Source organism: Isoptericola sp. AK164, from assembly GCF_029643425.1.
In the GTDB taxonomy this organism is placed as follows: Bacteria; Actinomycetota; Actinomycetes; order Actinomycetales; family Cellulomonadaceae; genus Isoptericola; species Isoptericola haloaureus.
Window position 1 is genome coordinate 1,910,797 of the sequence record NZ_CP119106.1, and the last position, 26,935, is coordinate 1,937,731.

The window sequence follows — 26,935 nt, forward strand, 5'->3', positions numbered from 1 at the left end:
GGTGCTCCTCGGTCTCTCGTGACGCCGGCGCCGACCGGCGCCGCCAGGGTAGCGGTCCGGTCGGCTCAGGCGGCGGGCCACGCCGCGGCGAGGCGCTCGCGGGTGTCCGCGAGGAGCTCCGGCAGCGACTTCGTCCGCCCGACCACGGGCAGGAAGTTCGCGTCGCCGAGCCAGCGGGGCACCACGTGCTGGTGCAGGTGCGCGGCGATGCCGGCCCCGGCGACCTCGCCCTGGTTCATCCCGAGGTTGAACCCGGCCGGGGCGTAGAGCTGCCGCACGACCTGCATCGCCGTCTGCGTCAGCTCGGCCAGCTCGAGCGTCTCCTCCGGCGTCAGGTCCGGGTAGTCCGAGACGTGCCGGTACGGCAGCACCATCAGGTGTGCGCTGTTGTACGGGTACAGGTTCAGCACCACGTAGCACGTCGTCCCCCGGGCGACGAGGAGGCCGTCGACGTCGTCGCCCGCCGGGATGCGGCAGAACGGGCACTGCGCCACCGAGGAGTCGGCCGGCTTGTCCTGCCCACCGATGTAGACCATGCGGTGCGGCGTCCACAGCCGCGCCATGTCGTCCTCCGGCGGGCCGAACCGGTCCGCCGGCACCAGCTCGGGTCCGGTCTCCGGGTCCGTCACGTCAGACCTGCTCGCGCTCGCGGACGGCGGTGACGATGCGCTCGACGGCCTGGTCCACCGGCACGCCGTTCTCCTGGGTCCCGTCGCGGAACCGGAACGAGACCGCGCCGGCCTCGGCGTCCTCTCCCCCGGCGATGAGGACGAACGGCACCTTCTGCTTGGCCGCGTTGCGGATCTTCTTGCCGAACCGGTCGTCGGAGACGTCGAGCTCGGCCCGGATGCCCTGGGCCCGCAGCCGGGCCACCACGTCGCCCAGGTAGTCGTCGAAGGCCTCGGCCACGGGCACGGCCAGTACCTGCACGGGGGCGAGCCAGGCCGGGAAGGCCCCGGCGTAGTGCTCGAGCAGGACGGCGAAGAACCGTTCGATGGAGCCGAAGAGCGCGCGGTGGATCATCACCGGGCGCTGCCGGGTGCCGTCCGCGGCGGTGTACTCCAGGTCGAACTTCTCCGGCAGGTTGAAGTCGAGCTGGATCGTCGACATCTGCCAGGTGCGGCCGATGGCGTCCTTGGCCTGCACCGAGATCTTCGGGCCGTAGAAGGCGGCCCCGCCCGGGTCCGGCACGAGGTCCAGGCCGGAGGCGGTGGCGACCTCCTCCAGGGTGCGGGTCGCCTCCTCCCAGGCCTCGTCGTGGCCGACCGACTTCTCCGGGTCGCGGGTGGACAGCTCGAGGTAGAAGTCGTCCAGGCCGTAGTCCTTGAGCAGGTCCAGGACGAAGGTCAGCGTGGTGGCGAGCTCGTCGCGCATCTGGTCGCGGGTGCAGTAGATGTGCGCGTCGTCCTGGGTGAAGCCGCGGGCGCGGGTCAGCCCGTGCACGACGCCGGACTTCTCGTACCGGTAGACGGTCCCGAACTCGAACAGGCGCAGCGGCAGCTCGCGGTAGGAGCGACCGCGCGAGTCGAAGATCAGGTTGTGCATCGGGCAGTTCATCGGCTTGAGGTAGTAGTCCTGGCCGGGCTTGCGCACGGTGCCGTCGTCGTCGAGCTCGGCGTCCAGGTGCATCGGCGGGTACATCCCGTCCGCGTACCAGTCCAGGTGCCCGGAGGTCTCGAACAGCCGTCCCTTGGTGATGTGCGGGCTCGCCACGAACGAGTAGCCGCCCTCGACGTGCTTGCGCCGGGAGTAGTCCTCCATCTCGGTGCGCACGATGCCGCCCTTGGGGTGGAACACCGCCAGCCCGGAGCCGATCTCGTCGGGGAAGCTGAACAGGTCCATCTCGCTGCCCAGGCGGCGGTGGTCGCGGCGCTCGGCCTCCGCGAGGCGCACGAGGTAGGCCTTGAGCTCGTCCTTGCTCGGCCAGGCGGTGCCGTAGACCCGCTGCAGCTGCGGGTTCTTCTCGCTGCCGCGCCAGTAGGCCGCCGCCGAGCGCATGAGCTGCACGCCGTTGCCGATGAGCTTCGTCGAGGGCAGGTGCGGTCCCCGGCACAGGTCGGACCAGACGACCTGCTCGCTGTCGCGACCGGCGCCGCGCACGTTGTCGTAGATGGTCAGCTCGCCGCCGCCGACCTCGACCGACGATCCGTCCTCGTCGGAGGAGCCTCCCTTGAGGCCGATGAGCTCGAGCTTGTACGGCTCGGCGGCCAGCTCGGCGCGTGCCTCGTCCTCGGTCACCACGCGACGGCGGAAGGTCTGGCCCTCCTTGACGATGCGGGCCATCGCCTTGTCGAGCTTCTTGAGGTCCTCGGGGGTGAACGGCTCGACGACGTCGAAGTCGTAGTAGAAGCCGTCGGTCACCGGCGGGCCGATACCGAGCCGCGCGTCGGGGTTCACCTGCTGCACCGCCTGGGCCAGCACGTGCGCCGCGCTGTGGCGCAGCACCGCCAGGCCGTCCGGCGAGTCGACGGTCACGGGCTCGACGACGGTGCCGGCCGCGAGCTCGCGGGACAGGTCCAGCAGCTCGCCGTCGACGCGCATCACCACCACCTCGCGCCGGTCGGCGAAGAGCTCGGTGCCCGTGGTCGTGGTCTCCACCGTCACCGCATCAGAGGGCCGGGTGGGGTTCGCGACGACGTCGGACACGGTGGTGCTCCTTGTGCTGGTGGTCGGGGGTGGCGGCCCTGGGGACCGCCGAGGGGCGCCGCCCGGTGGCGACGCCCCCTCGATCGTACCGACCCGGCGCCCGCGGGAGCGACGTGCACGGTCCCGCGCGCGTCCACCCGGAGGGGCGTGTCGGGCGACCGACGCCCCGAGCATTCCTGTGAAGGGATTCACATGCTCCCGTCTTCCCAGGTCAGCAGTTGTGGTCTTACCATAGAGACAGGCGCCGGATCGGCGTCGAGAAACCGGCCGCGAGGGACGCGACCCGGAACCTCGGAGGGGAACATGACCACCATCGACCGCACCACGACCACCAGCACCACCGGCAACCGCGCGGTGCGCATCGTCGGCATCCTCGGCCTCGTCGCCGGGCTGGTGATGATCCTCGCCGGCGCCGTCACCTGGGCCACGGTCAGCTCGCAGCTCAGCGCCCAGAACATCACCGTCTCCGAGGACGCCGCGTTCCTCGGCGGGGACGTCGTCGACGGCCCGTTCTCCGCCTACGCCCAGGCGCAGATCATCGACGAGCACGCGCTGGCCGCGACGGACGGGCTCACCTACGCCGAGCTCGACCGCGAGGACCCGCTGCGCGACACCGCGATGAACGCCTCCTTCCTGCGGGCGTCGCTGTTCACCTCGGTCGTCGCCTACGGCGTGAGCGCGCTGGTCATCGGTCTCGGCGTCGTGGTCGGGGTCTTCGGCTGGTCGCTGCGCTCGCTGGCCGCCGAGCCGGCCGCGAAGCCCGCCGCCACCGCCTGACCACCACGGCCTGACCGGCCTCGCGCAGGGCCCGCTCCCCCACGGGGGGCGGGCCCTCGCCGTGCCCGGACCGACCCGGCAGGATGGCCCCGTGGAGACCTCCGACGGATCCGGCGGCCCGCCCGCGGCGGCCCGGACGGCACCGACCCTCGACGAGCTCGACGCGCTCGTCGTCTCGTGCCGCGCCTGCCCTCGCCTCGTCGCCTGGCGCGAGCAGGTCGGCCGGGAGAAGCGCGCGGCGTTCCGCGACCAGACCTACTGGGCCCGCCCGGTCCCGGGCTTCGGCGACACCCGCGCCGCCGTCGTCGTCGTGGGCCTCGCCCCCGCCGCCCACGGCGCGAACCGCACGGGCCGCATGTTCACCGGCGACCGCAGCGGCGACTTCCTGTTCGCCGCGCTGCACCGCACCGGGTTCGCCAGCCGGCCCGACGCGACAGGGCGAGACGACGGCATGGTCCTCGACGGCGTGCGCCTGGTGGCGCCGGTGCGGTGCGTCCCGCCCGACAACCGGCCCACCCCTGACGAACGCCGCCGGTGCGCACCCTTCCTGGCCCGCGAGCTGGAGCTCCTCGCGCCGACGCTGCAGGTCGCGGTCGCGCTCGGCGCCCTCGGCTGGAACGCGCTGCTCGCCGCCCTGGCCGGCCAGGGCTGGGCGGTGCCGCGGCCACGACCGCGGTTCGGGCACGGGGCCGCGATCGATCTCGCACCGGACGACGGCGGACCGGGACGCCTCGCGGTGCTCGGCAGCTACCACGTGTCCCCGCACAACACCTCGACGGGTCGGCTGACCCCCGCCATGCTCGACGCCGTGCTGGACCGGGCGGCGGCGCTCACCGGCCGGGGACGTCCCCCGGCTCCACCGGCTGCCCCGCCGACGGTGCGGCAGCCACCGCGGTGACGGTGCCGCTGACCTCGCACACCGCCGCCAGGGTGTTGTAGACCGTGCCGAACTTGCGCAGGTTGGCGTGCACCAGCTCCACCCGGCGGGCCGGCTCCTCGGTGACCACCCGCAGGTCGTAGCGGATCGCCACGAACCGCGGCGGAGAGTCCTGGCGCCGGAGCTCGACGTCGACGGCGGCCGCGTCGTAGGCGAAGTCCAGCAGCGCCCCGGACCGCGCCAGGTTCTTGAGCAGGCAGGCGGCGAAGGCCCCGCCGAGCAGGTCCGCCGGACCCGGCGCCCCGGTCGACGGCGACGCCCAGGCCGCGTCCACCGGCACGGCCGTCCCGCCCGCGACGACCTCCGCGTCGCCCCGGGCCACGGATCGCGCCGAGACCCGGTACACGAGCGGTGCGGCACCCGAGCCGCCGGCCGGCGTGCTCACGACGGGCACCCCGTGGTCGCGGCCGCCCGTGTCGCGCCGGCGCAGCACCGGCCCGGACGCTCGCCGGAGCAGGGCATGGTGGTCCGCACGTCGACGCTCCTTCCGCTGCCCCCGATCGTACGCCGCACGGCTAGGGTCGGGCCGTGACCCACGCACCCGATCGCGCCGAACCACCGCTCCGCGCCGACGAGGCGACGACGCTGCGCGCGTTCCTCGACTACCACCGGGACACGCTGCGCCGGAAGACGTCCCGGCTCACCGACGTCCAGCTGCGCACCCCGCTGGCGCCCTCGACGATGACGCTCGGCGGACTCCTCAAGCACCTGGCCCACGTCGAGAGCGTCTGGGTCGCGGTGCGACTGCGCGGCGGGGACCACCTGCCCCCGTTCGACACCGTCGACTGGTCGGACGACCCCGACTGGGACTGGCACTCCGCCGCCGACGACACCGGCGACGCGCTGCGCGCGCTGTACGACCGCACCGTCGCCGCGGTCGACGGGCTGCTCGACGCCGCCCTGGCCACCGACGGGCTCGAGCAGCTCTCCGTGCGGGAGGACCGGCACGGCGGCGGCTCGTTCAGCCTCCGCTGGATCCTGGTGCACCTCGTCGAGGAGTACGCCGGGCACAACGGTCACGCCGACCTGCTGCGCGAGGCGCTGGACGGGCAGACCGGGGAATAGGCCTCAGGCGGGGCGCCGGCCGCGCTGGGTGGCGATGATCTGCTCGGAGACGAAGGCCACCACGACGGCGATGAGGACCACGGGCGTCATCGCGGCGGCGTTCGAGCCCAGCAGGATGACCACCAGCACCGCGGACGCCACGGGGTACGGCAGCACGGCGGCCGTCGCGGCGGCCATGCCGGCCGCCATGGCGGGGATCGCCCCGTAGCCGGGCAGGCCCGACACCAGCACACCCGCGGCCGCGCCGAGGAGCACGGCGGGGAAGATCGCCCCGCCGCGCAGCGCCCCGAGCGACACCCCGTAGCCGAGCGACTTGAACGCGATCAGCGCGATCAGCACCGGGACGGACCAGGCGGCCGGGTCGGAGGCCAGCGGGGCGAGCATGCCCTGGCCGCTGAGCGTGACCTCCTCGGGCGAGCGCCCGGTGAGCAGCGAGTAGGCGGCGGCGCTCAGGCCGACGACCAGCGCGGCGCCGACCGCGGCCGCCATCGGACGGGACGACGCGAGCGTGCGGGTCCACCGCCCCAGGTGGTGCACCTGCCGGACGGCGAAGGCCGTCGCGACGGCGAACGGCACGGTCCACAGCACGTCGCCCAGGTCCGGGCGGGCGGGGCCGTCGAGCGGCGGGAGCGACAGCGAGGCGATCTCCAGACCCGTCCAGGACCCCATCCCGGTGAAGACGAGGAAGCCGACGCCGGAGGACAGCAGGGCGGGCAGCACCACCCGCGCCAGCCGGGGGCCGCCGAGCCCCGCGGCCTCCAGCACGAAGATCGCGGCCACCAGCGGGCTGCCGAAGATCGCGGCGAGCGCGGCCGCGGCACCGGCGAGGGTGATCAGCGCCCGGGCGGCCGGATCCTCGAGCGCGGCCAGCGGGCGCACGACGATGAGGGCGAAGGCGGAGCCGAGGGCGAGCAACGGCGCCTCGGGGCCGAGGACCACACCCAGCGGCAGGCCGCCGAGGGCGGCCAGGAGGATCCCCGGCACGGCACGTGCGGCGACCGGGTCGATGCCCAGACCGTCGATGGGGACGTGGCCGCCCTTGCCCGGGAGCCACTTGATCGCCACGCCGACCAGCACGCCACCGAGGAGGAGCCACGGCACGGCCCACCACCAGGGCACGTCGGCGTACCCCAGGTCCTCGGGCAGGGTGACCCAGACGGCGTGCTCCAGGGCGTGCAGGAGGGCCAGGAAGCCGAAGGCGACGAGCGACACCGGGATGCCGACCCCGGCGGCGAGCAGGAGCACGCCGACGTACCCGCGCGTGCGGGCCGCCTGCTGCTCGTCGGACAGCGTCTCCTCGGACGGCGGTGCCGGCGCTCCCTGGTCCTCGGTCGTCACCGTCGCGTCAGCCGAGGATCTTGGCCTTGGCGGCGGCGAACTCGGCGTCGGTCAGCAACCCGGCCGAGCGCATGTCACCGAGCTGCTGCAGCTGGGACATCGTGTCGCTGCCGGTGCCCGACGGCGACGGGGCCGCGGGCTGGGCCTGCTGCATCTGCTGGGCCTGCTGGGCGAGCAGCTGCTGCATCTGCTGCTGCTGGGCCAGCTGGGCCTGCTGGGCGTTGTACGCCTCCGCCGAGGCCTGCTGGGCGCCCCGGGCTTCGGCACGGTTGTTCATGCCCCGGCTCACGGCGTTCGCGGTACCGGCGATCACGGCGGTGCGCGCCATCGTGCCGATCAGCCCCGGACGGCCGACTCTCCTGACCATCTCAGTCCTCCTCGCTCAGAGCGGCCGCGAGCTCCTCGATCGCGGCCGCGGGCACGGTCGTCATGTCGATCAGGCGTCCGCCGGCGTCGCGGACGGCGCCGGCCAGCCCGGTCGCCCAGGTGTGCTCGAACACCAGCATGCCGACGGCGCTGCCCGGTGCCAGGTCCTCGGCGATGGCGTCGACGTCGTCCTCGGCGAGCAGGCCGGCGGGCTCGCCGACGAGGTCGCCGAGCTCGGAGCCGGCGTCGACGGCCTCGAGCCACTCCACGTCGCCGTCGAGGTCCCGACGGATCGCCAGGGCGTCCAGGACGTTGATCGTCCCGGCGTCCTGCAGGCGGGTCAGCTCGGCGAGGATCTCGCCGGTGAACTCGGTGTGCGGAAACTCGACCAGAAGGAGCTCCACGGGTGCGGTGACTTTCATGACCTGCCTTTCCGTCGGTCCTGGGCGGCGACCGGCCGTCCCGGGCGAGAGTCGCTCGCCGTGGGCGAACGCGCTGGTCACCCGCGACGATCATGGTGCGCCCGTGGGCCCGGCGCAACACGAGCACCGGCCGCGTGAGGACGACCGCCCGGGGACGGTTCGGGCGCGTTTGGTGAGACGGCTGTGAACGCCGTCGTGTCGTCCCGACACGCCGCCCCGGGCAACGGACCATGGTGGGGTGCCCCGCGACGACACCCCCATCTACGACGCCCTCGCCCGCGAGTTCGAGACCGGGCGCCCGCTGCTGCACGTGGCGCGCGCGCTCGGCGGTGATCCCCTCGGCGACCCCCTGGCGCGGACGCGGGCCACCGAGGTGCGGTTCACCACCGAGGACGCGGACCGCCTGCCCCGTCGGTCGCGCCGGAACCGCCCGAGCGACGCCCGCGACTGAGCGGGATCTGCCGGGGTTCGAACTTTTTTCATCCATGTGCATCCAAACCGGTCCGGGGACGCGAACACCGGGTGTCAACAGGACGAGCGCCCCGCCGATGGCGGTGGGGCCGACACCAGGAGGACACATGCGTACGACCCGAACCACGGCCGCGATCGGGGCCACCGCGCTGGCCGCCGTCGCCGGCACCGCCTTCGCCCTGCCCGCCTCCGCCGACGGACATGCCGCGATGCTGTCCGTCCTGCACGGCGTGCCGGACACGACCGTGGACGTGTACGTCAACGGTGACCTCACCCTGGACGACTTCGAGCCCGGCGACCTGGCCGGCCCCCTCGAGCTCGACCCGGACACCTACACGGTGGCCATCACCGCTGCGGACGCCGAGGACGACTCCGACCCGGTCATCGGGCCGGTCGACCTCCCGCTCGAGGGCGGCATGAGCTACACGGCCGCCGCGCACCTCGACGCCGAGGGATCGCCGACGGCGACGCTGTTCACGAACGACACCTCGGAGATCGCTGCCGGCGAGGGACGCCTGACCGTCCGGCACGTGGCTGCGGCCCCGGCCGTGGACGTCCTGGCCGGCGAGGACCCGGTCATCGAGGGCCTGGAGAACCCGGACGAGGCCGTGCTGGACCTGCCGGCCGGCACGGTGCCCGCCGCGGTGGCCGCCGCCGGGACCACCGACCCGGTGCTCGGGCCGGCCGACGTCGACGTCGCCGAGGGTGTCAACACGATCGTGTACGCCTGGGGTTCGCTCGAGGACGACTCGCTGGCACTCGCGACGCAGACGGTCGAGGGCATGCACTCCGCTCCGGACGGCGTGGACGCCGGCACCACCGGCGCGGCCGCGACCGACCACCACGGGTTCTTCACGCCGTTCACCATCGGCGCGATCATGAGCCTGCTGGCCGGCTTCGTCATCGTGGTCGCTCTCCGGGAGGGCGTCCGGGCGCACCGGGCACGCCGGTGACACGCACGCACCGCACCGCGGCGGGCCGGGCCGTGCGCCCGGTCCGCCGCATCGCGGTCGCATCGGTGGTCGCCCTCGTCGTCTCGACGCTCGCCGGGGTCCTGCTGGTCACCGGCGACGACACGGCGACGGTCGGGGCCGACGTGCCGCGGGCCGACGCGACGACGGTCACGACTCCCCCGGCGTCGGCGGCCCCGGCCGCGCCGTCCGCGACACCCGAACCCGCGCAGCAGGACGGGGCGGACAGGGCGCAGGACCGCAGCGGGCTCGACCTGCCGGAGGTCCCCGTCGCGTCGGCCGCGCTGACCGAGGCGGCTCCCGCGCCGCCACCCGACCGGCTGGTGGTCCACGGACTGCTGGAGACACCCGTCCGCCCGGTGGGCGTGGACCCCGACGGCACGATGGAGCTCCCGGAATCGGGCGACGTGGCGGGCTGGTACCGCTTCGGCCCTGCACCGGGAGACCCGGAGGGCGCGACGGTCCTCGCGTCCCACGTCGACACCCAGGACGGCGTCGGGCAGTTCGCCCGGCTCACCGAGGCCTCGGCGGGCGACGACATCACGGTGACCGACGCCGACGGGACCCGGCACCGGTACACCGTCACGGACATCACGCGCTACTCGAAGGAGGCGGTGCCCCTGGACCAGTTCTTCGACCGCTCGGGCGAGCGACGACTGGTGCTGGTCACCTGCGGCGGCCGCTGGGACGCCGAGGCCGGGCACTACGAGGACAACCTGGTGGTCACGGCCGTGGCGACGTGACGCACGACGGCGGAGGCGCTAGGTTCGATGCACAGCCGCCGACGAGCGGGACGAGCGGGAACACGGAGGTTCTGTGACCACTGGGGCCGAAGGCGCCGCACCGGCGGCCGCCGACCCCGACGCAGACGTCCAGGCCGCGTTCGCGGCCGGGACCGAGGACGGCCTCGCGGCGGCCTACCGTCGCTGGTCGGCCCTCGTGCACACGGTCGCGCTGCGGTCACTGGGCGAGGCGTCGGACGCCGAGGACGTCACGCAGCAGGTGTTCGTCGCCGCCTGGCAGGCCCGGGGTTCGTTCGACCCCGGCCGGGCCACGCTGTCGACGTGGCTGCTCGGCATCGCGCGGCACAAGATCGCCGACGTGCACGCCTCGCGCGAGAAGCTCCGACGGCAGCGCCAAGCCGCCGAGGCGTTCACGCCGAACCCCGTGGGAGAGAACGATCCCGTTGGTTCTCCCGTGGTGGACCGCGCGATCGTCACCGACGAGCTGGACCGTCTCGGCGACCCGGCCGGTACGATCCTGCGGCTCGCGTTCTACCGGGACATGACGCACACGCAGATCGCCGAGGAGCTCTCACTGCCCCTCGGCACCGTCAAGAGCCATGTCAGACGAAGTCTGACCCGGCTGCGGACACGATTGGAGGTGGATGGTGCAGCACGTTGACCCTGAGCTCCTCGCGCTCCTCGCGCTCGGGGAGCAGGACGCGGTCTCCGACGACGAGCGCGCCCACCTCGAGGCGTGCCCGACCTGCCGGGCGGACCACGACGGCCTCGCCCAGGTGGCGACGACCGCGCGCGATCTCGGCCCCGACGAGCTGGTGGCGCCGCCGCCGGCCGTGTGGGACCGGATCCGCGCCGAGATCGCGGAACCTGAGGCTCCGGACGCCGGCGCCACGACCCACGACGTCGAGGCCGCCGAGGCCGAGGTCGTCGACCTGGCCTCGCGCCGCCGCCCGGCGGCTCTCTGGGCCGCTGCCGCGGCGAGCGCGGCCCTGGTGGTGGGCGTCGGTGGCGGTGTCGCCTGGGAGCGCGCACGTGGTCCGCAGGAGACCCCGGCACCCACGCCCGTCGCGGTCGCGGAGGCCGAGCTCGAGGCGTTGCCCGACTGGCCCGGCTCCACGGGCAGCGCCACGGTCGCACAGGCCGCCGGCGGCGAGCGGGAGATCGTCGTCTCCGTCGCGGGGGCCGACGGGTCCACCGCGGACGCCTACCGCGAGGTGTGGCTCATCGCCGACGACCTGAGCGGCATGGTCAGCCTCGGCGTGCTCGAGGGCGACTCCGGCACGTTCCCGGTCCCCGAGGGCCTCGACCTGGAGCGCTACTCCCTGGTGGACGTCTCGGAGGAGCCGTTCGACGGCGACCCGACGCACTCGGGCGACTCCATCGTGCGCGGCGGCCTGACGCAGGCCTGAGCCACCGGTGCGGGCCACGACATCGTGGCCCGCACCGTGAGCACCGTCACAACTTCTCGGCGCGCTGCGCCCTCGAGCACGGGGCTACGTTCGAAGGACAGGGAGGACGACGACGGTCCTCCCGTCGAGAACGGAGGCTCGTCATGAAGGCTGTCCAGTACCGCGCCATCGGATCTCGACCGGAGGTCGTCGAGATCGACCGCCCGGACCCTGGTCCGGGCGAGGTCCTGCTGAAGGTCACCGCGTCCGGCCTGTGCCACTCGGACGTGTTCGTCATGGAGATGCCCGAGGAGTCCTACACCTACGGGCTGCCGCTCACGCTGGGGCACGAGGGCGCCGGCGTGGTCGAGGCGGTGGGCGAGGGCGTCGACCCCGACCTGGTCGGGACCGGCGTCGCGGTCTACGGCCCGTGGGGCTGCGGCACCTGCTACCGCTGCGCGGCGGGCGAGGAGAACTACTGCGAGCGCGCGACCGAGCTGGGGATCGCCCCGCCCGGGCTCGGTTCCCCCGGCTCGATGGCCGAGTACATGATCGTCGACTCCCCGCGGCACCTGGTGCCGATCGGCGACCTCGACCCGGTGCAGGCCGCGGCACTGACCGACGCCGGGCTCACGCCGTACCACGCCATCAAGCCCGCGCTGCCGCGACTCGTGCCGGGGTCCACGGCCGTCGTCCTCGGCGTCGGCGGTCTCGGCCACCTCGGCATCCAGATGATCAAGGAGCTCTCCGGCGCCCAGGTCGTCGCTCTCGATGTCACCGAGGACAAGCTGCAGCTCGCCCGCGACGTCGGCGCCGACCACGCGATCATGTCCGACGAGGACGCCGCGCAGAAGGTCTCGGAGCTCACCGGAGGGCGCGGGGCCGACCTCGTCGTGGACTTCGCCGGCGCCCAGGCGACCATCGACCTCGGCCAGCAGATGCTCGGCGTCGGCGGCCGGTTCAGCCTGGTCGGCATCGCCGGCGGCGGTCCCGCCGCCCGGGTCGGGTTCTTCCAGGTGCCGTTCGAGTCCGAGTTCGTGGTGCCGTACTGGGGCTACCGGGACGAGCTGTTCGAGGTCCTGCGCCTGGCCCGGCAGGGACGGTTGACCGTCCACACCGAGGAGTTCGCGATCGACGACGCACCGGCCGCCTACGACAAGCTCTGGGACGGGACCCTGCGAGGTCGCGCCGTCGTCCGGCTCTGAGCCGCCGGCGGTGACGGCGCCGGTCCGTCCTGCGCCGTCACCGCCGTGACTTGTCGTCGATGTCTTCTGTTCCCCGCGTGCGGGGCGTAGAGTCGGCCTCATCACAACCGGACACGGATGTCCGGTGAGTGGAGAGGAGAGGTCGATGGACAACAGCTTCGACGACACCTACGACGTCGTCGTCGTCGGGTCGGGCGCCGCAGGACTCACGGCCGCGCTGGGCGCGGTGGACGAGGGGCTCACCGTGCTGGTCGTGGAGAGCACCGAGAAGTGGGGCGGCAGCACGGCGATGTCCGGCGGCGGTCTCTGGCTGCCCGACAACCCGGTGATGCGGCGCCAGGAGGTCGGCGACTCCCGGGCGGAGGCGCTGGACTACCTCGAGCGGACCGTGGGCGACGAGGGCACCAGTACGTCGCGCGCCCGCAAGGAGGCGTTCGTCGACGGGGTCCAGGACTACGTCGAGACCGCGGAGAAGTACGGCGTGGAGTTCGTCCGCGCACGCAACTACCCGGACTACTACCCCGAGACCCCCGGCGGGAAGATCGGCCGCGCCGTGGAGGTCAAGCCCTTCAACGCCCGCCGGCTCGGCACCCTCGCCCGGACCCAGCGCGCGCTGCTCCCCCTGCCGGCCATGACCGACGACGTCTGGCAGCTGCAGCGCGCCTGGTCGACGTTCGACGGGTTCCTCCGCGGGGCGCGGTTCACCTTCCGCACCCTCGGCGCCCTGCTGACCGGGCAGCGGAAGATGGGCATCGGCGGAGCCCTGACCGGCGCCCTCGGGCACGCGGTCTTCGTCGATCACGGCGTCCCGCTGTGGATGTCCTCCCCCGCCCAGCGACTGCTCACCGACGGCGGCGCCGTCGTGGGCGTGGAAGTGCTCCGCGACGGTTCCCCGGTACGGGTCGGGGCCCGCCGAGGCGTCGTGCTCGCCACCGGCGGCTTCGACCACAACGCCCCGTGGCGGCGCAAGTACCACGGCGTCGAGAGCCACCCGTCGGGCAACCCCGGCAACCTCGGGCAGGGGCACGAGATGGCCGAGGAGGTCGACGCCGCGTTCGAGCTCATGGACGACGCCTGGTGGGGAGCGTCGGTCCGCCCGCCGGAGGGGCACCCCGCCTCCTTCCTGGTCGGCGAACGCTCGCTGCCGTACTCGATCATCGTCGACAGCGAGGGCCGGCGGTTCACCAACGAGGCGGAGTCCTACGTCGACCTCGGACACAGGATGCTCGAGCACGACACCGACGGCACCTACTGGTTCGTCCTCGACCGGCGGTTCGTGCGCCGCTACCTGCGGGCCTTCGCCATGGACCCCCGCGCGACGCGCGCCATGAAGGAGCAGGGCATCATCGTCGAGGCGGACACCCTCGCCGAGCTGGCCGACACCCTGGGCTTCGACCACGACGTGTTCCGCACCACCGTGCAGCGCTTCAACGGGTTCGCCCGCAGCGGCCGGGACCAGGACTTCGGTCGCGGGGACTCGGCCTACGACCGGTACTACGGCGACCCGACGGTCCGGCCCAACCCCTGTCTCGGCCCGCTGGAGAAGGGCCCGTACGTGGCCTACGAGGTCGTGATCGGCGACCTCGGGACCAAGGGCGGCGTCGTCACCGACACCGAGGGCCGCGCGCTGCGCGAGGACGGCTCCGTCATCGCAGGTCTCTACGCGGCGGGCAACGCCTCGGCGTCCGTCATGGGCCGGACCTACCCGGGCCCCGGCTCCACGATCGGCCCGGCCTCGGTTTTCGGCCTGCGGGCCGCGCGCGACATGGGGCGGCGCGTCCCCCGGTAGCAGCCCGGCACGCGGGACCGGTCACCATCCCCGCCCACGGGTCGTCCCCAGCCCCTCCGCGCCGTCCCCGTGTCGCCCGTCCAGCTCGCCGACCGTGCTCAGCGCGGCGGCGTAGCCGGCGACGGGCGGCTCGACGTCGCCGGGAGCAACGCCTTCGGGCTGCCGTGGCCGCGGCGTCGGCAGCACCACGGCGTGCGTGAGTTGCTCGACCTCGTCGGCCTGCCCGCCGAGGTCGCCGACCGGCTTTCCAGCGGTCAGCAGCAGCGGGTCGCGCTGGCAGGACGAGCCGCCGCCCTTGGTCGACGTGGCCGAGTTCCTCGGCGACGCCCTGCCCCCTGGGCACCCTGCCGGTGCGGAGCCAGACGCACCCGTTCACCTACCGTGGGGTCGTGGAACGGTTCGAGGCGTCGGCGCTGACCCACATGCTCGTCGTGACAGACGTCGAACGCAGTCGCGACTGGTACGTCCGCGTGCTCGATGCTCAGGTGGTCGGCGAGTACGGCGGGACGTCCGTCGTGCTCCAGCTGCTGGCGAGCTGGATCCTGCTCGTGACGGGTGGAGGACCTGACGCAGGGAAGCCGACCGTGACCCTGGCCCCGCCCGCCGAGCCCGACCGCCCGAGCACCCAGATCATCTTCCGCGTCGACGACTGCGCTGGGCTCTACGAGCTCCTGTCGGAGCGTGGTGCAGAGTTCGTGGCCGCTCCCGACGTTCGTGACGGCGAGACACGCGCGTTCTTCCGCGATCCTGACGGCCATCTGGTCGAGATCTCTGAGCTCACCTGAGCTCGGTCCGGCTGATCGGTGTCCTGCCGTGACACGGAGCCTGACATGCAAAAACCCCGCCTGACCTAGAACTTTGCCGGTCAGGCGGGGTTTTTCGTCGGTGGGCGATACTGGGTTCGAACCAGTGACCTCTTCGGTGTGAATAAACTCTGACCAAAGGAAGCCTGCTGAGATCGTTGAGATTCCGCCCGTTCGGGTCCGCCTGTGTACGGGAGTGTTCGTGCAGTTAAGCCAGCAGTAGCGCCAGCAACGCGAGTCACTGCACGAAGGTCGCAACCGTCCAGCGCTCCCCGCAAGACACCCGTACGGCCGAGGGGTTCCGACCGTCAAACCACTTCGGGGACGTCCGCGCTCGACCGCCCGCGGCACGGTGCTGGGGCGGTCTCGGCTGGGCTCAGGCGACCTGGACTCGCCGGTCCGTCGTGACGTACTCGATAGCGAGGTCTCCGCCTACCGCTTCGAGGTATTTGCGCACGGTCCCGACCTTCGCGTTGTCGATGTCGCCATGCTCGATCTTGGAGACCTGACGCTGCCCCACCCCGATGCGCTGGGCCAGCTCGAGCTGGGTCAGACCGAGAGCCTCGCGCAACTCGCGCAGCCGATACGCACGCACCTCGGAGAGCATGCGCCCCTTGTGAGCATCGACGAGCTCCCGGTCAACGGGTCGCTTCGCAAGGACGTCGTCCAGATCCAGGGCCATCTCCATCACTCTCCTTCAGTCTTCAGCCGGCGGATGTGGGTGTCGAGCAGGTCGTCTGCCTCGGGGATGCTCTTCTTGTACCAACGCTTCCAGTTCCCGGCCTTGTCGCCGGCAACCAGCATGATCGCCCGACGGCCGGGATCGAAGGCGAACAGCACTCGCAACTCACTTCGACCCGATGAGCCAGGCCGCAACTCCTTCATGTTCTTGTGCCTCGACGCCTTCACCGTGTCGACCAAGGGCCGGCCCAGGCTCGGGCCGCTCTGCTGCAAAAGTTCGATCGCAGCAACCACCTGGGCGTAGGAGTCCTCGTCGAGCGCCAGCAGCCACCCCTCGATCAGCTCGATGTCGACTTGCTACACAGTGGCAGCGTAGACCATGCAGGGTCTGCAAGCAATGCGGATCCGCCCGAGAAGCGGGGGGTCGATCTCGGACTGGCGTGCCCAGCGAGGACATGGCAGGACGACCGCCAGGACGACCAAGACCTTCGAGCCCGAGACACTCAAGGGGCACGAGAAGCGGCCCCTCATGCAGCACTGGTGAGAAGGGGAGGCCACTCGCCGCCTGACAGCCGCTGCCACCTATCCGTACAGAAGTCCCGAGCGAATCAGAGTAGACGCTAAATTCGAGGTGGACTATTGTGCAAGGTCAGGAAATAGGTCAACCTCCTTCGGCATGTAATCGGCAACCAGCCTGTTCCAATCCGGGTTCCATTCGCCAATGCCATAGTGTGCGCGAAGAGCTTTCTCGAGACGCACCGGGGCGAAAGTTGACCTATTGGGCAAAGTCTCAGATTCCAAAGGGCTCGCTGGCCTGCGAAGCTCTCCAGAACGATCCACTACATCTACTCGCGCACCGGATCCCGCCATGACGATTTCTTTGTAAGCGGGAAGCTGAACGGATTGCACCACACGCTCGTTTGATAGGATCGCCCAATGGCCTGCGTAGAACTTGGCATCGAGGGATAACGCAAGCAATAGAACTGGGGATTCCAGGGCCCTTCCGACCTGCTCTGGCAAACTTTCGTTCTCGACCCGAATATCGAAGATCGCCAGATAGTACGAACTCTTTTCATACTTGGCTACAATCTGCCCCACACCCGAGCTTTGTTCGTCAATCGGGATCGCGAATACGTCGCCTATTTCGAGTTTCTTCACAGTGGCGCTCCTCCACTAGAACGGTAACGCGTATCGCTCATCGCCGCGACGGACCCGAAGGACGTCACCACCCTCGACGTGTGCTCTACCTGCGCACCCACCCCGTCCCCGCGACCATCACGTCCGGAAACCGAACAAGAAACTCCGTGAAGGGGGCTCCCACCAGGAGCAAGTCCGAGCGGAGACACCGAAGAGGTCGGTGCAGATTCCCGGAGCTCGTCGCGCGCACGGGTCGAGCGGCCCGGAGCCGCATATGACGGCCGATGCGCATCGGCCGTGCGGCGTTCACCGAGGTCAGAACCAGCTCACGGCGACCCGGCAACGGTGACAGCCGCGCCTGCGGCCTCACACCGTGCGGCCGCGCCGAGCCCGACGGCCCGCTCCCCCACCTGCCCGGATCGAGTGTCGTAGACCAGCAGATAGACCAGCAGTGCTCCAACCAGCAAGGCGAAAGGCCCTCCGACCGAGCGTTTCCGCCGGTCAGGGGGCCTTTCTCGGTGGGCGATACTGGGTTCGAACCAGTGACCTCTTCGGTGTGAACGAAGCGCGCTACCACTGCGCCAATCGCCCGAGTGCGTGGTCGATACTAGCCACAGATCCGGGGTTGCTCCAAACCGGATCGGTGCGGCGTGGCCCACACCCACGCGACGACGCCCCAGGTCACGGGTCGAGGCGCTCCCGGCAGTTCTTCTCGAAGACCTCCCGCACGGCCAGCGTGATCTCCCCCGGGACGACGTCGACGCCGTCGAGCCAGGTGATGGGCTGAACGTTGCGTCCTGAGGACGTCAGCGCCAGGTGCACGCCGCCCGTGGTGACCTCGTCGAGCACGGAGAACGGCAGCTCACCCTCCCGGGCCTCGCGCACGGGCAGCCCCGCCTCGGCGCCCCACTCGAGCACGAGCGCCCGGGTGATCCCGGCCAGGCACCCCGTGGACAGCGCCGGGGTGAGGAGCTCTCCGCCGCGCTCGACGAAGATGTTCGATCCCGTGCCCTCGCAGAGCTCGCCCACCGTGTTGGGCAGGATCGACTCGTCGCCACCCTTGGCCTTGGCATCCGCGAGCGCCACCACGTTCTCGGCGTACGACGTCGTCTTGAGCCCGGCGATGGGCGACCGCTCGTTGCGAGGCCATGGCGAGCGTGCGGAGCGCGACTCCGGCATCATCACCGAGTCCTGGACGGCGACGACGACGCTCTGCGCGCCGGGGACCCGCATGGAGCCGAGCGGGCCGATGCCTGCGGTGACGGTGATGCGCAGCCGGCCGTCGAACGGACCGTCGAGGCGCACCGCCTCGTCGAGCACCGCGGCCACGCCCTCGCGCACCTTCTGCTCGTCGGGCGCCTCCAGCCCGAGACCGGTCGCCGAGCGGCGCAGCCGCTCCAGGTGCCGCGTCAGCGCGAACACCTGCCCGTCGAACACGGTGCACGTCTCGAAGACGCCGTCACCCACCGTGATGCCGTGGTCGACCGCGCTCAGCGCGGCCTCCCCGGCTCCGACCAACCGACCTTCGGCCCAGATCACGAGACTCATGGTGCTCAGTCTGCCCGACGCCGGTACACCAGATGCGTCACCTCCCCTGCGTGCCGGGCCGAGACAGCGTCGAGGTCCAGCCGGCCGACACCGTCGAACAGCCGTGTCGCACCGGCGATGTCCAGCACGACGGGCGCGACGTGCAGGCGCAGCTCGTCGATCGCCCGGGCGGCGAGGTAGGTGTTGACCGTCGAGACTCCCCCGGCGATCGAGACGTCGCCGTCGCCGGCCGCATCGACGGCCCGGCGCAGCGCCTCGTCGGCACCGTCCGCGACGAAGTGGAAGGTCGTGCCGCCGGCCATCTCCAGCGGCTCGCGCGGATGGTGGGTGAGCACGAACACGGGTGCGTGGTACGGCGGCCCGTCACCCCACCAGCCGCGCCACGCGAGGTCCCAGGGCCCGGTGTCCGGGGAGAACATGCCGCGGCCCATGACGTAGGCGTCGGCCTCCAGGATGCCGGTGACCTCCCGCGGGTGGTCCTCGGCGTGTTCGAGCAGCCACGTGTGCAGCACCTCTCCGGCGCCGATCACGTCGCCGAAGGGACGCTCACGGGTCGGGTGCGGGCCGGCGGCGAAGCCGTCCAGGGACACGGACAGGTCGCAGGTCACGGTCGTCATGCCGGTGCCGACGACGGCGGCGCCGCGGACTCATCGGTCGGCGACGGGTTCGTCCCCTCCCCCGTGCGAGGCGAGGCCGACCAGCCGGGAGGCCTTCAGCTCGGTCTCGCGCCACTCCGCGCGGGGGTCCGAACCCCACGTGATGCCGGCGCCGGTGCCGAACCGCAGCACGCCGTCGTCGGCCCCGTGGCGCTCCCACCAGAAGGTGCGGATCCCCACGGCGAGCTCGGCCCGGTCCCCGTCGACCCAGCCGACGGCGCCGCAGTAGGGCCCGCGCGGCGTGGGCTCGAGGTCGTCGATGACCGACAGGGCCGACGACTTGGGCGCCCCGGAGACCGAGCCGGGCGGGAAGGTGGCGCGCAGCACCCGGGCCCACCGGTCCGCGGCGGACGCGACGCCCGGGGCCAGGACACCCTCGACGCGGGAGACCAGGTGCACGAGGCCGGGGTGCTCCTCGACGCCGAGCAGCTCCGTGACCGCGACCGTGCCGGGTCGGCACACCCGCTGCAGGTCGTTGCGCACGAGGTCGGTGATCATGACGTTCTCGGCGCGGTCCTTACCGGTCAGGCCCGCGGCGGTGGGCGCGGTGCCCTTGATCGGTCCGGAGGCGAGCCCGTCGTCCTGCAGGGAGAGGTAGAGCTCGGGCGAGGCCGACACCACCCACACGGGGTCGACGCCGAGACCGCCGGGGACATGGACGGCGGCCGCGTACGGCGCGGGGTTGCCGGCGGCCAGCCGTGCGGACAGCGCTGCCGCGTCCGGCTCGCCGGCGGGCGTGCGCGGGTCGTCCGCGGGCAGCGGTGCGCTCAGCACCCGGCACACGTTGACCTGGTAGACGCTGCCGTCGCGGATGTGGTGCCGGACCGTACTCACCGCGGCCTCGTACCGCTCCTGGGACATCGACGTCTTCCAGTCCTGGGCCGCCGGGCCCCGCCAGCCGTCCGTCGCACCGTCGTCGTACGCCGGGGGCGCGCCGTCGGTCACGTGGGCGAACCGCCAGGCGCGCGCCCGCCCGGAGCGGCCGAAGGCCTCGAAGTCGACGACGACGAACCACGGCCCGGGCTCGGCGAGCCGCTCGGGCGCCTCGGTGAGGTCGACGCACTCGACGACGTCGGTCGCCAGGCGGCCTGCGAAGGAGGCCCAGGAGGTGGGTGCGCGCACGGCTGCACGGTATGCCAGGGACACGCTGCGGGGCGATTGGACCATTCGTGCACTGTCCACTAGTGTTTTCCTCGCGCCGGAACGCGGGGGCCAGCCCCTGCACCTGTCCGGTCGCGCGGATGTAGCTCAGTTGGTAGAGCACCACCTTGCCAAGGTGGATGTCGCGAGTTCGAGTCTCGTCATCCGCTCGGAGGCCCACTCCCCTGCGACCTCGGCGACGAGCGAGCCGGTGAGCACAGTCTCAAGGTGGGTTGGCCGAGAGGCGAGGCAGCGGCCTGCAAAGCCGTATACACGGGTTCGAATCCCGTACCCACCTCGGGCGATTGGCGCAGCGGTAGCGCGCTTCCCTGACACGGAAGAGGTCACTGGTTCGATCCCAGTATCGCCCACCACCACGAACGGCCCCGGTCCTGACACACAGGACCGGGGCCGTTCGTCGTCACTCCCCGGTCCGCACGCCGCCCCCCGAACCCGGGTGCAGCGACGCCACGCGAGTGCCCGGCCCCGGTGCTACGTTGCCAGCGCACCGACCTGGAGGGCCCATGGCTGAGACCGATCGTCCCGCTCGGCGCGACGCCCGGACGCCGGGCGGCGTCATGGCGGCCGCCACCGTCTCCACGCTCATCGTCAACGCGAACACCTCGGCCGTGGCGATCCTGCTTCCGGCGATCAGCGACGACGTGGGCATGTCCACCGAGACCCTGCAGTGGGCCGTGACGGGCTATCTCCTGGTCGGCGCAGCCACCATCGTCACGTCGGGCAGCCTCGGGGACGTCTTCGGCCGGCGCAAGGTGTTCGTCGGCGGTCTGCTGCTGTTCATCGCCTCGTGCGTCCTCATCGCCCTCGCACCCGGCGGGTGGGCCGTCATCGTCGGGCGCTGCATCCAGGGCGCGGCCGGTGCCACGCTGGTCGCCGGCGGGCTCAGCATCCTGTCCATCGCCTCGCCTCCCGGCACCGCCCAGCTGCGTGCCGTGTCCTACTGGGGCTCCGCCTCGGCGGTCGGCGCCGCGGCGGGTCCGCTGCTCGGCGGGGCGCTGGTGAACACGGTGGGCTGGCAGGGGCTGTTCTGGCTGGACGCGGCCATCGCCGTCCTGCTGGTGCCCGTCACCGTGCGCTCCGTGGCCGAGTCCTTCGACCCGACGCGCAGCCGGTCGATCGACTGGGCCGGGACCGCGCTCATCGCGCTCGCGCTCGCCCCGCTCATCCTCGGCGTCACCCAGGGCGCGACCTGGGGATGGCTGGCGCTCCCCACGCTGCTCTGCTTCGCGGTGTCGGTCGCCTCCACCGTCGGCTTCGTCGCCGTCGAGAACCGGGTGTCCGCCCCGCTGCTCGACCTCCGCCTGTTCCGCAACCGACGACTGGTCGGGGCGACGCTCGGCATCCTCATCGGCGCCGCCGCGATCAACTCCATGATGTTCGTGCTGAGTCTGTTCTTCCAGGATCCGGCCCTCCTCGGGATGGACCCCCTCCAGGCGGGGTTGGCGACTCTTCCGGCGACGGTCGGGATGGTGGCCCTCACCCCGGCGGTGCCCTGGCTCACGCACCGGTTCGGGGTGCTCGCCGTCGTCGGCGCCGGTTTGATCATCATGACCGGGGGGTTCGCCGCACTCGCGCTGGCGAGCATCTCCTGGGGCTATCTCGCGTTCCTCACCCCGATCGTCGTGGTGGCCCTGGGCCTGTGCCTGTCCAACAACCCGTGCTCCTCGGTCGCCACCGGGTCGGTCGACCCCTCCGAGGTCGGCGGGGCCTCGGGGCTGTCGAACATGGCCCGGTACGTGGGGCCGGCGATCATGACCGCGGTCGTCGCCGCGCTGTACGCCGGGATCCCCGAGAACCGACAAGCCGCGGGCGCATCGGCCGCCGAGGCGCAGATCGCGGGCTTCCAGGGTGCCGCCGTCGCCCTGGCGATCGTCTCCGCGACCGGGATCCTGCTCGTGTACCTCGTGCGCGGCTACCGCGAGCGGCACGCGCCGGACGGGGTGGAGGTCGCGATCGCGGCCGCCGCGCCGCTGCACACCATCCCGCGGCCCGAGGACTCCTGAACAGGCCGCTGCGTGCCCTGCCATCGCGGCGTAGCGTCGCCGGTATGTGCCGCAACATCACCATCCTGCGTGGCCTCGAGCCGCCCGCCACGGCGGAGGAGGTCGAGGCCGCCGCCGCTCAGTTCGTCCGCAAGGTGACCGGCGTCGCCGCCGACGCCGCTCCCGCGTCCCGGGAACCGTGCGAGGCCGCCTCGGCCGAGATCGCGGCGATCGTCACCCGGCTGCTGGACGAGCTGCCGGCCCGCCGGCAGCCGCCGGCCACGGTTCCCCCGTTGCGCCGACCCGAGGTGCAGGCGCGCCTCGCCGCCCGCGACGGCGCGCCGCGCACGGCATGACGCCCGGGTCCGGCGCGATCGACATCCAGGAGTGAACGTGAACGAGCCGGAGCACGACTTCTCGCCGCTGCGCGCCGCCTTCGTCAACTGCACCCTCAAACCGTCCCCGGAGGTCTCCCACACCCAGGGCCTCCTGGACGTCAGCGCCGCGATCATGCGCCGGCACGGCGTGACCGTGGACGAGATCCGCGCCGTCGACCACGACCTCGCCCCCGGGGTGCAACCGGACATGACCGAGCACGGGTGGGACCACGACGACTGGCCGGCACTGGCCGAACGGATCCTCGCCGCAGACATCCTCGTCCTGGGGACGCCCATCTGGCTGGGCGACAAGTCCAGCGTCTGCACCCGCGTCGTCGAGCGGCTGTACTCGCTGTCCGGGCGGCTGAACGACGCCGGACAGTACCTGTACTACGGCCGCACCGCGGGCGTCGTGATCACCGGGAACGAGGACGGTGCCAAGCACGTGGCGATGAACGTCCTGTACTCCCTGCAGCACCTCGGCTACACCATCCCGCCGCAGGCCGACGCGGGGTGGGTCGGCGAGGCCGGGCCGGGTCCGTCCTACCTGGACGAGGGATCGGGTGGCCCGCAGAACGAGTTCACGCAGCGCAACACCACGTTCATGACGTGGAACCTCCTGCACCTGGCCGCGATGCTCCGGGCCGCCGGCGGCTTCCCCGCGTACGGCAACCAGCGCAGCGCCTGGGACGCCGGCGCCCGGTTCGACCACCCGAACCCGGAGTACCGCTGAGGCCGGACCCGCCGTCCCCGGCAGAGGTCCAGGTCACACCCGACGAATTGGACCTGGGACCCGCGGTCCAGTAATGTTCCTCAGGCACCGGGACACGGGGGCAGCGCCCCTGGATCTCCGGCCGTGCGAACGTAGCTCAGTTGGTAGAGCACCACCTTGCCAAGGTGGATGTCGCGAGTTCGAGTCTCGTCGTTCGCTCCACGGGCGATTGGCGCAGCGGGAGCGCGCTTCCCTGACACGGAAGAGGTCACTGGTTCGATCCCAGTATCGCCCACCACCACGAACGGCCCCTGTACTGCCTCGGCAGCACAGGGGCCGTTCATCGTCCCGCGAGGACTCGACCTGCTCCGTGTTGCTCTTGCGGTTGTCCACCACGGTCGCCTGGAACGTGTACCCGTTCACCCACGACGCACGGCAAAAGCCCTTCGTCCGGTCGACCTCCCGGCACGCGGGGGGCGCCCGGTAGGCTCGCTGCCGTGAACGACCCCAGCGCCGACAGCCCGCCCGCCGTCTCCGCGACGATGCACCGGGCCAAGACCCGGGCACGGGCGTCTCACGTCACCGTGGGGCGCGCGCGGCTGGGGGACGACGGCACCGTCGAGATCGACTGCTCGTGCGGCATGGTGCTGCGCAACGGCCCGCAGTGGTCGCTCGACGAGCACATCCGTCTGCACCGGGCCGAGGCCCGGTACCTCGCGCTGAGCGAGGTCGCGCCGGCCGGCATGCCCCGCCTCATCGCCGTGGGCACCGACCGTCTCCCCCGCTGACCGGCCGGCGGCCGGCGGCGGGGCTCAGAGCTCGTCGGGGTCGTCCCAGCTGTGACCGCTCGAGGCGCCCTCCATCGGGCGTCGCTCGCTCTGCGACAGCGACAGCGGCGCCTTGGTGGCGTCACCGCCGATGCGGGGATCTCCGTGCTCGTCCGTGGCCGACCGCTGTCGGGGCGCGATCCGCGCCTGGGAGGCGATCGACTCGTCGAGGAGGACCCGAACTCGGTCGGAGTCGGTCTCCCGTGTGTCCTTGCTCATAGTCCAGATGTACCAGCCGGACGGTGTCTTCGCCCGCGCTTGGCACACTATTCTTTGACCAGGAACCGAGCCGACACGAGGTCGACACCCCCGCGTCACACCGCGCCGCACGACACCGCGTCGCACCGCGACACGCCAGGGCTCCCGGCGCCCCGGGCGACCGCCGTCGTGCGCACCCCGCACGTAGGGTGAGGGCGTGACCGCCGGAGATCGACTCGATGCCGAGCGCTCCCGCGCCACGCCGGCGCCCAGCGAGCGCTTCCACGAACCCTGGCCGGGCCCCCGACCGCTGGTGTGGGCGCCCCGCGCCCACACGGTCGAGGTCGTCCTGACCGACGACGACGGCGCGACCGCACGGCACCCGATGCGTCTCGTCGGCGCGCACGAGCCCGGCTACTGGCGCGCCGACGCCCGGTTCCCCCACGGGACCGCGTACTCCTTCTCCGTCGACGGCGGCCCCGCGCTGACCGACCCGGCCGCCGCGTCGCTGCCCGCGGGCGTGCACGGCCCGGGGCGGATCCTCGACGAGAGCTTCGGCTGGCACGACGACCACTGGCCCGGCGCTGACCTCGCCCAGGGCGCCCTGCTGCACCTCGAGATCCCCTCCGTGACCGCCGAGGGAACCCTCGACGCGGCCGCCCGGCTGCTGCCCGCCGTCGCCGCGCTCGGCGTCGACGGCGTCGAGCTGTCCCCGGTGGCGGCCTTCGACCCGGCGACGGGGCCCCAGGCCGGGGTGCGCCTCTTCGCCGTCCACGAACCGTACGGCGGCTCCCGCGCGCTGCAGCGCTTCGTGGACACGGCCCACCGCGCCGGCCTCGCCGTCGTGCTCACGCTCCCCCACCGCTGGGCCGTGGCCGACCCGCTGCACCTGCACCACTTCGGCCCGTACTCCGCAGGGGCTCGCATCAGGGCGCGGCGCGTGGCCGACGGTGGCGCCGACGCCCCGCGCATCAACCTCGACGGCTCCGGCAGCCGCGGACCCCGCGACCTGTTCATCGCCGACGCCCGGCGCTGGCTGCGCGACTTCCACGTCGACGGGCTGCTGCTGGACGTCGAGGTGCTGGTGGACCGGTCCACCGTGCCGTTCCTCGGCGAGCTGGGCGAGGCGGTGCAGGACGTCGCCGTCCGGACCGGACGCCCGCGCACCCTGCTCACCGACGGCCCCGGGCTCAGCGACCGGCTCACCACCATCGTGCACCGGCTCCTGACCGACGGCGTCGACGGACCGGCCGGTGACCTGCAGCGCCTCGCCGAGGAGACCGGGACGCCCGCCCGGATCCCCGTCGGGCTGCGCCGGGCGCTGCGGGCCACGCAGCGCAGCGGCGGGTTCGTCGGCGACCTGACGCGCCTGCCCGCCGCGACCCGGGCGGCCCCCTGGTCGCGGGCCGACGGCGCACCGCAGAGCGCGTCCGCCGGGGACCACGCCGCGCTGCTCGCCTTCGTCCTCCTGGCCGGCAGCCCCGCGGTGCTGGACACCGAACGGGTCCCGGTCCACCGCGACACCCCCGACGCCCGGCGTCTGACCTCATGGACCCGTCGGCTGCTCGCGCTGCGCCCGTCCGCCCTGGCCGACATCGCCCGGCCCCTGGACGTCACCACCCACGACGGCGTGCTCACGGTGCGCCGCGGCGGCACCGCCGTCGTCCTGCTCGCCGACCCCGCCGTGCGGCACGTCGACCTGTCCGGCCGGCTGCTGCCCCCGATCGGCGACTGGCGCGTGGCGGCGGCCTGGGACGAGGATGACACCCACCTGGTGGCCGGCGCGCTGCGGGCGCCACGACGCTCCGTCGTCGTGCTCCGCGCCGACGCACGCCCGGTCGCCGCCGACCTGCGCACCCCGAGCACGGAGCCCGCATGACGAAGAGCCCCTGGACCGAGCACCCGACCCGGACCCTGCGCTGGCGTCCCGGCGACCGCCTCGACGCGGTCGACCCGCGCGCCACGCCGGGTTACCACGGGGGCAAACGCGCCGGGAAGAGGCTGCTCGCCGAGCACGGCGCGGAGCTGTCCGACCTGCAGGAACGCCTCTTCGCCCACGGCCGGACCGGCGGCGTGCGCAACGTCCTGCTGGTCCTGCAGGGGATGGACACCTCCGGCAAGGGCGGGATCGTGCGTCACGTGGTCGGCATGGTCGACCCGCAGGGCGTGCGGTGCCGCGGGTTCGGCCGCCCCACCCCCGAGGAGCAGGCCCGCGGGTACCTGTGGCGGATCCGCAACGCCCTGCCCGACGCCGGGCTGGTCGGGGTCTTCGACCGGTCGCACTACGAGCAGGTGCTGGTCGTGCGCGTCGACGAGCTCGAGCCGCCCGCCACCTGGCAGGCGCACTACGACGAGATCAACGACTTCGAGGCGGAGATCGCCGACGCCGGCACGGCGATCGTCAAGGTGGTCCTGGCCATCTCCCCCGAGGAACAGCTCGAGCGGCTGGTCTCCCGCCTCGACCGGCCGCACAAGCACTGGAAGTACGACCCGTCCGACCTGCGCGCCCGCGAGCAGTGGGACGAGTACCAGGCGGCCTACCAGGACATGCTGGACCGCACGAGCACCGACGTCGCCCCGTGGTACGTCGTGCCCGCGGACCGCAAGTGGTTCTCCCGGCTCGCGGTGGGCGAGCTGCTGCGGCACACGCTGCGCGGGCTCGACCTCGGCTGGCCGGCGGCCGACTTCGACGTCCAGCGCCAGCGACGGCTGCTCACCGGCCGCTGACAATCACC

Annotated in this window: 30 protein-coding genes and 6 tRNA genes; 22 read left to right on the forward strand and 14 right to left on the reverse strand. The window is 72.5% G+C overall.

The annotated features are described in order from the left end of the window. Nucleotides 1-65 precede the first annotated feature (65 nt). Together PO879_RS08840 and thrS are read right to left on the reverse strand one after the other, a co-directional pair. A complete protein-coding gene (locus tag PO879_RS08840; RefSeq protein ID WP_278237495.1) occupies nucleotides 66-563 on the reverse strand; it encodes an HIT domain-containing protein in 498 nt (165 codons plus the stop codon). Between the two features lie 67 nt (nucleotides 564-630). Then, nucleotides 631-2,646: a threonine--tRNA ligase gene (gene thrS, locus PO879_RS08845; RefSeq protein WP_278234546.1), complete on the reverse strand. Its 2,016-nt coding sequence runs from the start codon at nucleotides 2,644-2,646 to the stop codon at nucleotides 631-633. A 303-nt stretch (nucleotides 2,647-2,949) separates the two neighbouring features. Between thrS and PO879_RS08850 the strand changes: the two genes are divergently transcribed. Both PO879_RS08850 and PO879_RS08855 read left to right on the forward strand, forming a co-directional pair. Continuing rightward, entirely contained in the window at nucleotides 2,950-3,423 is a 474-nt protein-coding gene (locus PO879_RS08850; protein ID WP_278234547.1) for an aromatic ring-opening dioxygenase LigA, read from the forward strand. Between the two features lie 91 nt (nucleotides 3,424-3,514). Then, a complete protein-coding gene (locus PO879_RS08855; RefSeq protein ID WP_278234548.1) occupies nucleotides 3,515-4,321 on the forward strand; it encodes a uracil-DNA glycosylase in 807 nt (268 codons plus the stop codon). Here the strand turns inward: PO879_RS08855 and PO879_RS08860 are convergent. Further along, on the reverse strand, nucleotides 4,254-4,745 hold the full coding sequence (locus tag PO879_RS08860; RefSeq protein ID WP_278234549.1) for an OsmC family protein: 492 nt from the start codon (nucleotides 4,743-4,745) through the stop codon (nucleotides 4,254-4,256). The genes PO879_RS08855 and PO879_RS08860 overlap by 68 nt on opposite strands. A 143-nt stretch (nucleotides 4,746-4,888) precedes the next feature. On the opposite strand from PO879_RS08860, the gene PO879_RS08865 reads away from it, so the two are divergent. After that, a complete protein-coding gene (locus PO879_RS08865; RefSeq protein ID WP_278234550.1) occupies nucleotides 4,889-5,425 on the forward strand; it encodes a DinB family protein in 537 nt (178 codons plus the stop codon). 3 nt (nucleotides 5,426-5,428) lie between these two features. Here the strand turns inward: PO879_RS08865 and PO879_RS08870 are convergent, their stop codons facing one another. The 3 genes from PO879_RS08870 to PO879_RS08880 are packed head-to-tail and all read right to left on the reverse strand — an operon-like array spanning nucleotide 5,429 to nucleotide 7,551. Further along, nucleotides 5,429-6,763, reverse strand: coding sequence for a chloride channel protein (locus PO879_RS08870; protein ID WP_278234551.1), 1,335 nt, complete (start codon nucleotides 6,761-6,763; stop codon nucleotides 5,429-5,431). A 7-nt stretch (nucleotides 6,764-6,770) separates the two neighbouring features. Beyond that, nucleotides 6,771-7,130, reverse strand: a complete 360-nt coding sequence (locus tag PO879_RS08875; RefSeq protein ID WP_278234552.1) for an SHOCT domain-containing protein — start codon at nucleotides 7,128-7,130, stop codon at nucleotides 6,771-6,773. Between the two features lies 1 nt (nucleotide 7,131). Continuing rightward, nucleotides 7,132-7,551 (reverse strand): DUF6325 family protein, encoded by a 420-nt coding sequence (locus PO879_RS08880; RefSeq protein WP_278234553.1) that lies wholly within the window; start codon nucleotides 7,549-7,551, stop codon nucleotides 7,132-7,134. Between the two features lie 238 nt (nucleotides 7,552-7,789). Here PO879_RS08880 and PO879_RS08885 point away from each other — a divergent pair, with 238 nt between their 5' ends. The 8 genes from PO879_RS08885 (at nucleotide 7,790) to PO879_RS08920 (ending at nucleotide 14,903) form a co-directional block, all read left to right on the forward strand. Continuing rightward, entirely contained in the window at nucleotides 7,790-8,002 is a 213-nt protein-coding gene (locus PO879_RS08885) for a hypothetical protein (RefSeq protein ID WP_278234554.1), read from the forward strand. Nucleotides 8,003-8,129: 127 nt separating this feature from the next. After that, complete coding sequence (locus PO879_RS08890) at nucleotides 8,130-8,975, forward strand: DUF4397 domain-containing protein (protein WP_278234555.1); 846 nt, start codon at nucleotides 8,130-8,132, stop codon at nucleotides 8,973-8,975. Continuing rightward, nucleotides 8,972-9,736: a class F sortase gene (locus PO879_RS08895; RefSeq protein WP_278234556.1), complete on the forward strand. Its 765-nt coding sequence runs from the start codon at nucleotides 8,972-8,974 to the stop codon at nucleotides 9,734-9,736. The genes PO879_RS08890 and PO879_RS08895 overlap by 4 nt, the downstream gene beginning before the upstream one ends. A gap of 73 nt (nucleotides 9,737-9,809) precedes the next feature. Beyond that, nucleotides 9,810-10,397 carry a sigma-70 family RNA polymerase sigma factor gene (locus PO879_RS08900; protein ID WP_278234557.1) on the forward strand — a complete coding sequence of 196 codons (588 nt, stop codon included), beginning with the start codon at nucleotides 9,810-9,812 and terminating at the stop codon, nucleotides 10,395-10,397. Next, nucleotides 10,381-11,145, forward strand: a complete 765-nt coding sequence (locus PO879_RS08905; RefSeq protein WP_278234558.1) for an anti-sigma factor — start codon at nucleotides 10,381-10,383, stop codon at nucleotides 11,143-11,145. The genes PO879_RS08900 and PO879_RS08905 overlap by 17 nt, the downstream gene beginning before the upstream one ends. A 143-nt stretch (nucleotides 11,146-11,288) precedes the next feature. Beyond that, complete coding sequence (locus tag PO879_RS08910; RefSeq protein ID WP_278234559.1) at nucleotides 11,289-12,329, forward strand: NAD(P)-dependent alcohol dehydrogenase; 1,041 nt, start codon at nucleotides 11,289-11,291, stop codon at nucleotides 12,327-12,329. A 145-nt stretch (nucleotides 12,330-12,474) separates the two neighbouring features. Next, nucleotides 12,475-14,118, forward strand: a complete 1,644-nt coding sequence (locus tag PO879_RS08915; protein ID WP_278234560.1) for an FAD-binding protein — start codon at nucleotides 12,475-12,477, stop codon at nucleotides 14,116-14,118. 389 nt (nucleotides 14,119-14,507) lie between these two features. Continuing rightward, nucleotides 14,508-14,903 carry a VOC family protein gene (locus PO879_RS08920; RefSeq protein ID WP_278234561.1) on the forward strand — a complete coding sequence of 132 codons (396 nt, stop codon included), beginning with the start codon at nucleotides 14,508-14,510 and terminating at the stop codon, nucleotides 14,901-14,903. 394 nt (nucleotides 14,904-15,297) lie between these two features. On the opposite strand, the gene PO879_RS08925 is transcribed toward PO879_RS08920, so the two are convergent. From PO879_RS08925 to PO879_RS08955, 7 genes are all read right to left on the reverse strand, one after another. Beyond that, on the reverse strand, nucleotides 15,298-15,609 hold the full coding sequence (locus PO879_RS08925; RefSeq protein ID WP_278234562.1) for a helix-turn-helix transcriptional regulator: 312 nt from the start codon (nucleotides 15,607-15,609) through the stop codon (nucleotides 15,298-15,300). Further along, nucleotides 15,609-15,950 (reverse strand): type II toxin-antitoxin system RelE/ParE family toxin, encoded by a 342-nt coding sequence (locus PO879_RS08930; RefSeq protein WP_347568625.1) that lies wholly within the window; start codon nucleotides 15,948-15,950, stop codon nucleotides 15,609-15,611. The genes PO879_RS08925 and PO879_RS08930 overlap by 1 nt, the downstream gene beginning before the upstream one ends. A 288-nt stretch (nucleotides 15,951-16,238) precedes the next feature. Next, nucleotides 16,239-16,760, reverse strand: coding sequence for an Imm26 family immunity protein (locus PO879_RS08935; RefSeq protein WP_278234563.1), 522 nt, complete (start codon nucleotides 16,758-16,760; stop codon nucleotides 16,239-16,241). Between the two features lie 498 nt (nucleotides 16,761-17,258). Beyond that, nucleotides 17,259-17,330 (reverse strand) — tRNA-Val (locus tag PO879_RS08940). Nucleotides 17,331-17,420: 90 nt separating this feature from the next. After that, entirely contained in the window at nucleotides 17,421-18,287 is an 867-nt protein-coding gene (locus PO879_RS08945) for an aminotransferase class IV (RefSeq protein ID WP_278234564.1), read from the reverse strand. Between the two features lie 5 nt (nucleotides 18,288-18,292). Further along, nucleotides 18,293-18,904 carry a dihydrofolate reductase family protein gene (locus PO879_RS08950; protein WP_278234565.1) on the reverse strand — a complete coding sequence of 204 codons (612 nt, stop codon included), beginning with the start codon at nucleotides 18,902-18,904 and terminating at the stop codon, nucleotides 18,293-18,295. A gap of 30 nt (nucleotides 18,905-18,934) precedes the next feature. Further along, nucleotides 18,935-20,065 carry a chorismate-binding protein gene (locus PO879_RS08955; RefSeq protein WP_278234566.1) on the reverse strand — a complete coding sequence of 377 codons (1,131 nt, stop codon included), beginning with the start codon at nucleotides 20,063-20,065 and terminating at the stop codon, nucleotides 18,935-18,937. 115 nt (nucleotides 20,066-20,180) lie between these two features. Between PO879_RS08955 and PO879_RS08960 the strand changes: the two genes are divergently transcribed. From PO879_RS08960 to PO879_RS09000, 9 genes are all read left to right on the forward strand, one after another. Continuing rightward, nucleotides 20,181-20,253, forward strand: a tRNA-Gly gene (locus PO879_RS08960). A gap of 57 nt (nucleotides 20,254-20,310) precedes the next feature. Continuing rightward, a tRNA-Cys gene (locus PO879_RS08965) sits at nucleotides 20,311-20,381 on the forward strand. Between the two features lies 1 nt (nucleotide 20,382). Beyond that, nucleotides 20,383-20,457: transfer RNA gene (locus PO879_RS08970), tRNA-Val, on the forward strand. Between the two features lie 150 nt (nucleotides 20,458-20,607). After that, nucleotides 20,608-22,107, forward strand: a complete 1,500-nt coding sequence (locus PO879_RS08975) for an MFS transporter (RefSeq protein WP_278234567.1) — start codon at nucleotides 20,608-20,610, stop codon at nucleotides 22,105-22,107. Nucleotides 22,108-22,151: 44 nt separating this feature from the next. After that, nucleotides 22,152-22,442, forward strand: a complete 291-nt coding sequence (locus PO879_RS08980; RefSeq protein WP_278234568.1) for a DUF2277 family protein — start codon at nucleotides 22,152-22,154, stop codon at nucleotides 22,440-22,442. A 31-nt stretch (nucleotides 22,443-22,473) separates the two neighbouring features. Further along, the gene (locus PO879_RS08985) at nucleotides 22,474-23,196 is read left to right on the forward strand and encodes a flavodoxin family protein (protein WP_278234569.1); all 723 of its coding nucleotides are present in this window, start codon (nucleotides 22,474-22,476) and stop codon (nucleotides 23,194-23,196) included. A gap of 125 nt (nucleotides 23,197-23,321) precedes the next feature. After that, nucleotides 23,322-23,397: transfer RNA gene (locus tag PO879_RS08990), tRNA-Gly, on the forward strand. 1 nt (nucleotide 23,398) lies between these two features. Beyond that, nucleotides 23,399-23,473: transfer RNA gene (locus PO879_RS08995), tRNA-Val, on the forward strand. A gap of 199 nt (nucleotides 23,474-23,672) precedes the next feature. Continuing rightward, the gene (locus PO879_RS09000; protein WP_278234570.1) at nucleotides 23,673-23,963 is read left to right on the forward strand and encodes a hypothetical protein; all 291 of its coding nucleotides are present in this window, start codon (nucleotides 23,673-23,675) and stop codon (nucleotides 23,961-23,963) included. 24 nt (nucleotides 23,964-23,987) lie between these two features. Here the strand turns inward: PO879_RS09000 and PO879_RS09005 are convergent, their stop codons facing one another. Continuing rightward, a complete protein-coding gene (locus tag PO879_RS09005) occupies nucleotides 23,988-24,221 on the reverse strand; it encodes a hypothetical protein (protein WP_278234571.1) in 234 nt (77 codons plus the stop codon). Nucleotides 24,222-24,417: 196 nt separating this feature from the next. Between PO879_RS09005 and PO879_RS09010 the strand changes: the two genes are divergently transcribed. Beyond that, nucleotides 24,418-26,079, forward strand: coding sequence for a hypothetical protein (locus PO879_RS09010; protein WP_278234572.1), 1,662 nt, complete (start codon nucleotides 24,418-24,420; stop codon nucleotides 26,077-26,079). Beyond that, nucleotides 26,076-26,927, forward strand: coding sequence for a PPK2 family polyphosphate kinase (locus tag PO879_RS09015; protein ID WP_278234573.1), 852 nt, complete (start codon nucleotides 26,076-26,078; stop codon nucleotides 26,925-26,927). Before PO879_RS09010 ends, PO879_RS09015 begins: the two co-directional genes overlap by 4 nt. Nucleotides 26,928-26,935 lie beyond the last annotated feature (8 nt).

Bases quoted from the DNA above. Each gene is read 5' to 3' on its own strand.
- PO879_RS08840 (WP_278237495.1), bottom strand. From the start codon at position 563: ATGGCGCGGCTGTGGACGCCGCACCGCATGGTCTACATCGGTGGGCAG.
- PO879_RS08850 (WP_278234547.1), top strand. From the start codon at position 2,950: ATGACCACCATCGACCGCACCACGACCACCAGCACCACCGGCAACCGC.
- PO879_RS08875 (WP_278234552.1), bottom strand. From the start codon at position 7,130: ATGGTCAGGAGAGTCGGCCGTCCGGGGCTGATCGGCACGATGGCGCGC.
- PO879_RS08880 (WP_278234553.1), bottom strand. From the start codon at position 7,551: ATGAAAGTCACCGCACCCGTGGAGCTCCTTCTGGTCGAGTTTCCGCAC.
- PO879_RS08890 (WP_278234555.1), top strand. From the start codon at position 8,130: ATGCGTACGACCCGAACCACGGCCGCGATCGGGGCCACCGCGCTGGCC.
- PO879_RS08905 (WP_278234558.1), top strand. From the start codon at position 10,381: ATGGTGCAGCACGTTGACCCTGAGCTCCTCGCGCTCCTCGCGCTCGGG.
- PO879_RS08910 (WP_278234559.1), top strand. From the start codon at position 11,289: ATGAAGGCTGTCCAGTACCGCGCCATCGGATCTCGACCGGAGGTCGTC.
- PO879_RS08915 (WP_278234560.1), top strand. From the start codon at position 12,475: ATGGACAACAGCTTCGACGACACCTACGACGTCGTCGTCGTCGGGTCG.
- PO879_RS08925 (WP_278234562.1), bottom strand. From the start codon at position 15,609: ATGGAGATGGCCCTGGATCTGGACGACGTCCTTGCGAAGCGACCCGTT.
- PO879_RS08945 (WP_278234564.1), bottom strand. From the start codon at position 18,287: ATGAGTCTCGTGATCTGGGCCGAAGGTCGGTTGGTCGGAGCCGGGGAG.
- PO879_RS08950 (WP_278234565.1), bottom strand. From the start codon at position 18,904: ATGACGACCGTGACCTGCGACCTGTCCGTGTCCCTGGACGGCTTCGCC.
- PO879_RS08975 (WP_278234567.1), top strand. From the start codon at position 20,608: ATGGCTGAGACCGATCGTCCCGCTCGGCGCGACGCCCGGACGCCGGGC.
- PO879_RS08980 (WP_278234568.1), top strand. From the start codon at position 22,152: ATGTGCCGCAACATCACCATCCTGCGTGGCCTCGAGCCGCCCGCCACG.
- PO879_RS09005 (WP_278234571.1), bottom strand. From the start codon at position 24,221: ATGAGCAAGGACACACGGGAGACCGACTCCGACCGAGTTCGGGTCCTC.
- PO879_RS09015 (WP_278234573.1), top strand. From the start codon at position 26,076: ATGACGAAGAGCCCCTGGACCGAGCACCCGACCCGGACCCTGCGCTGG.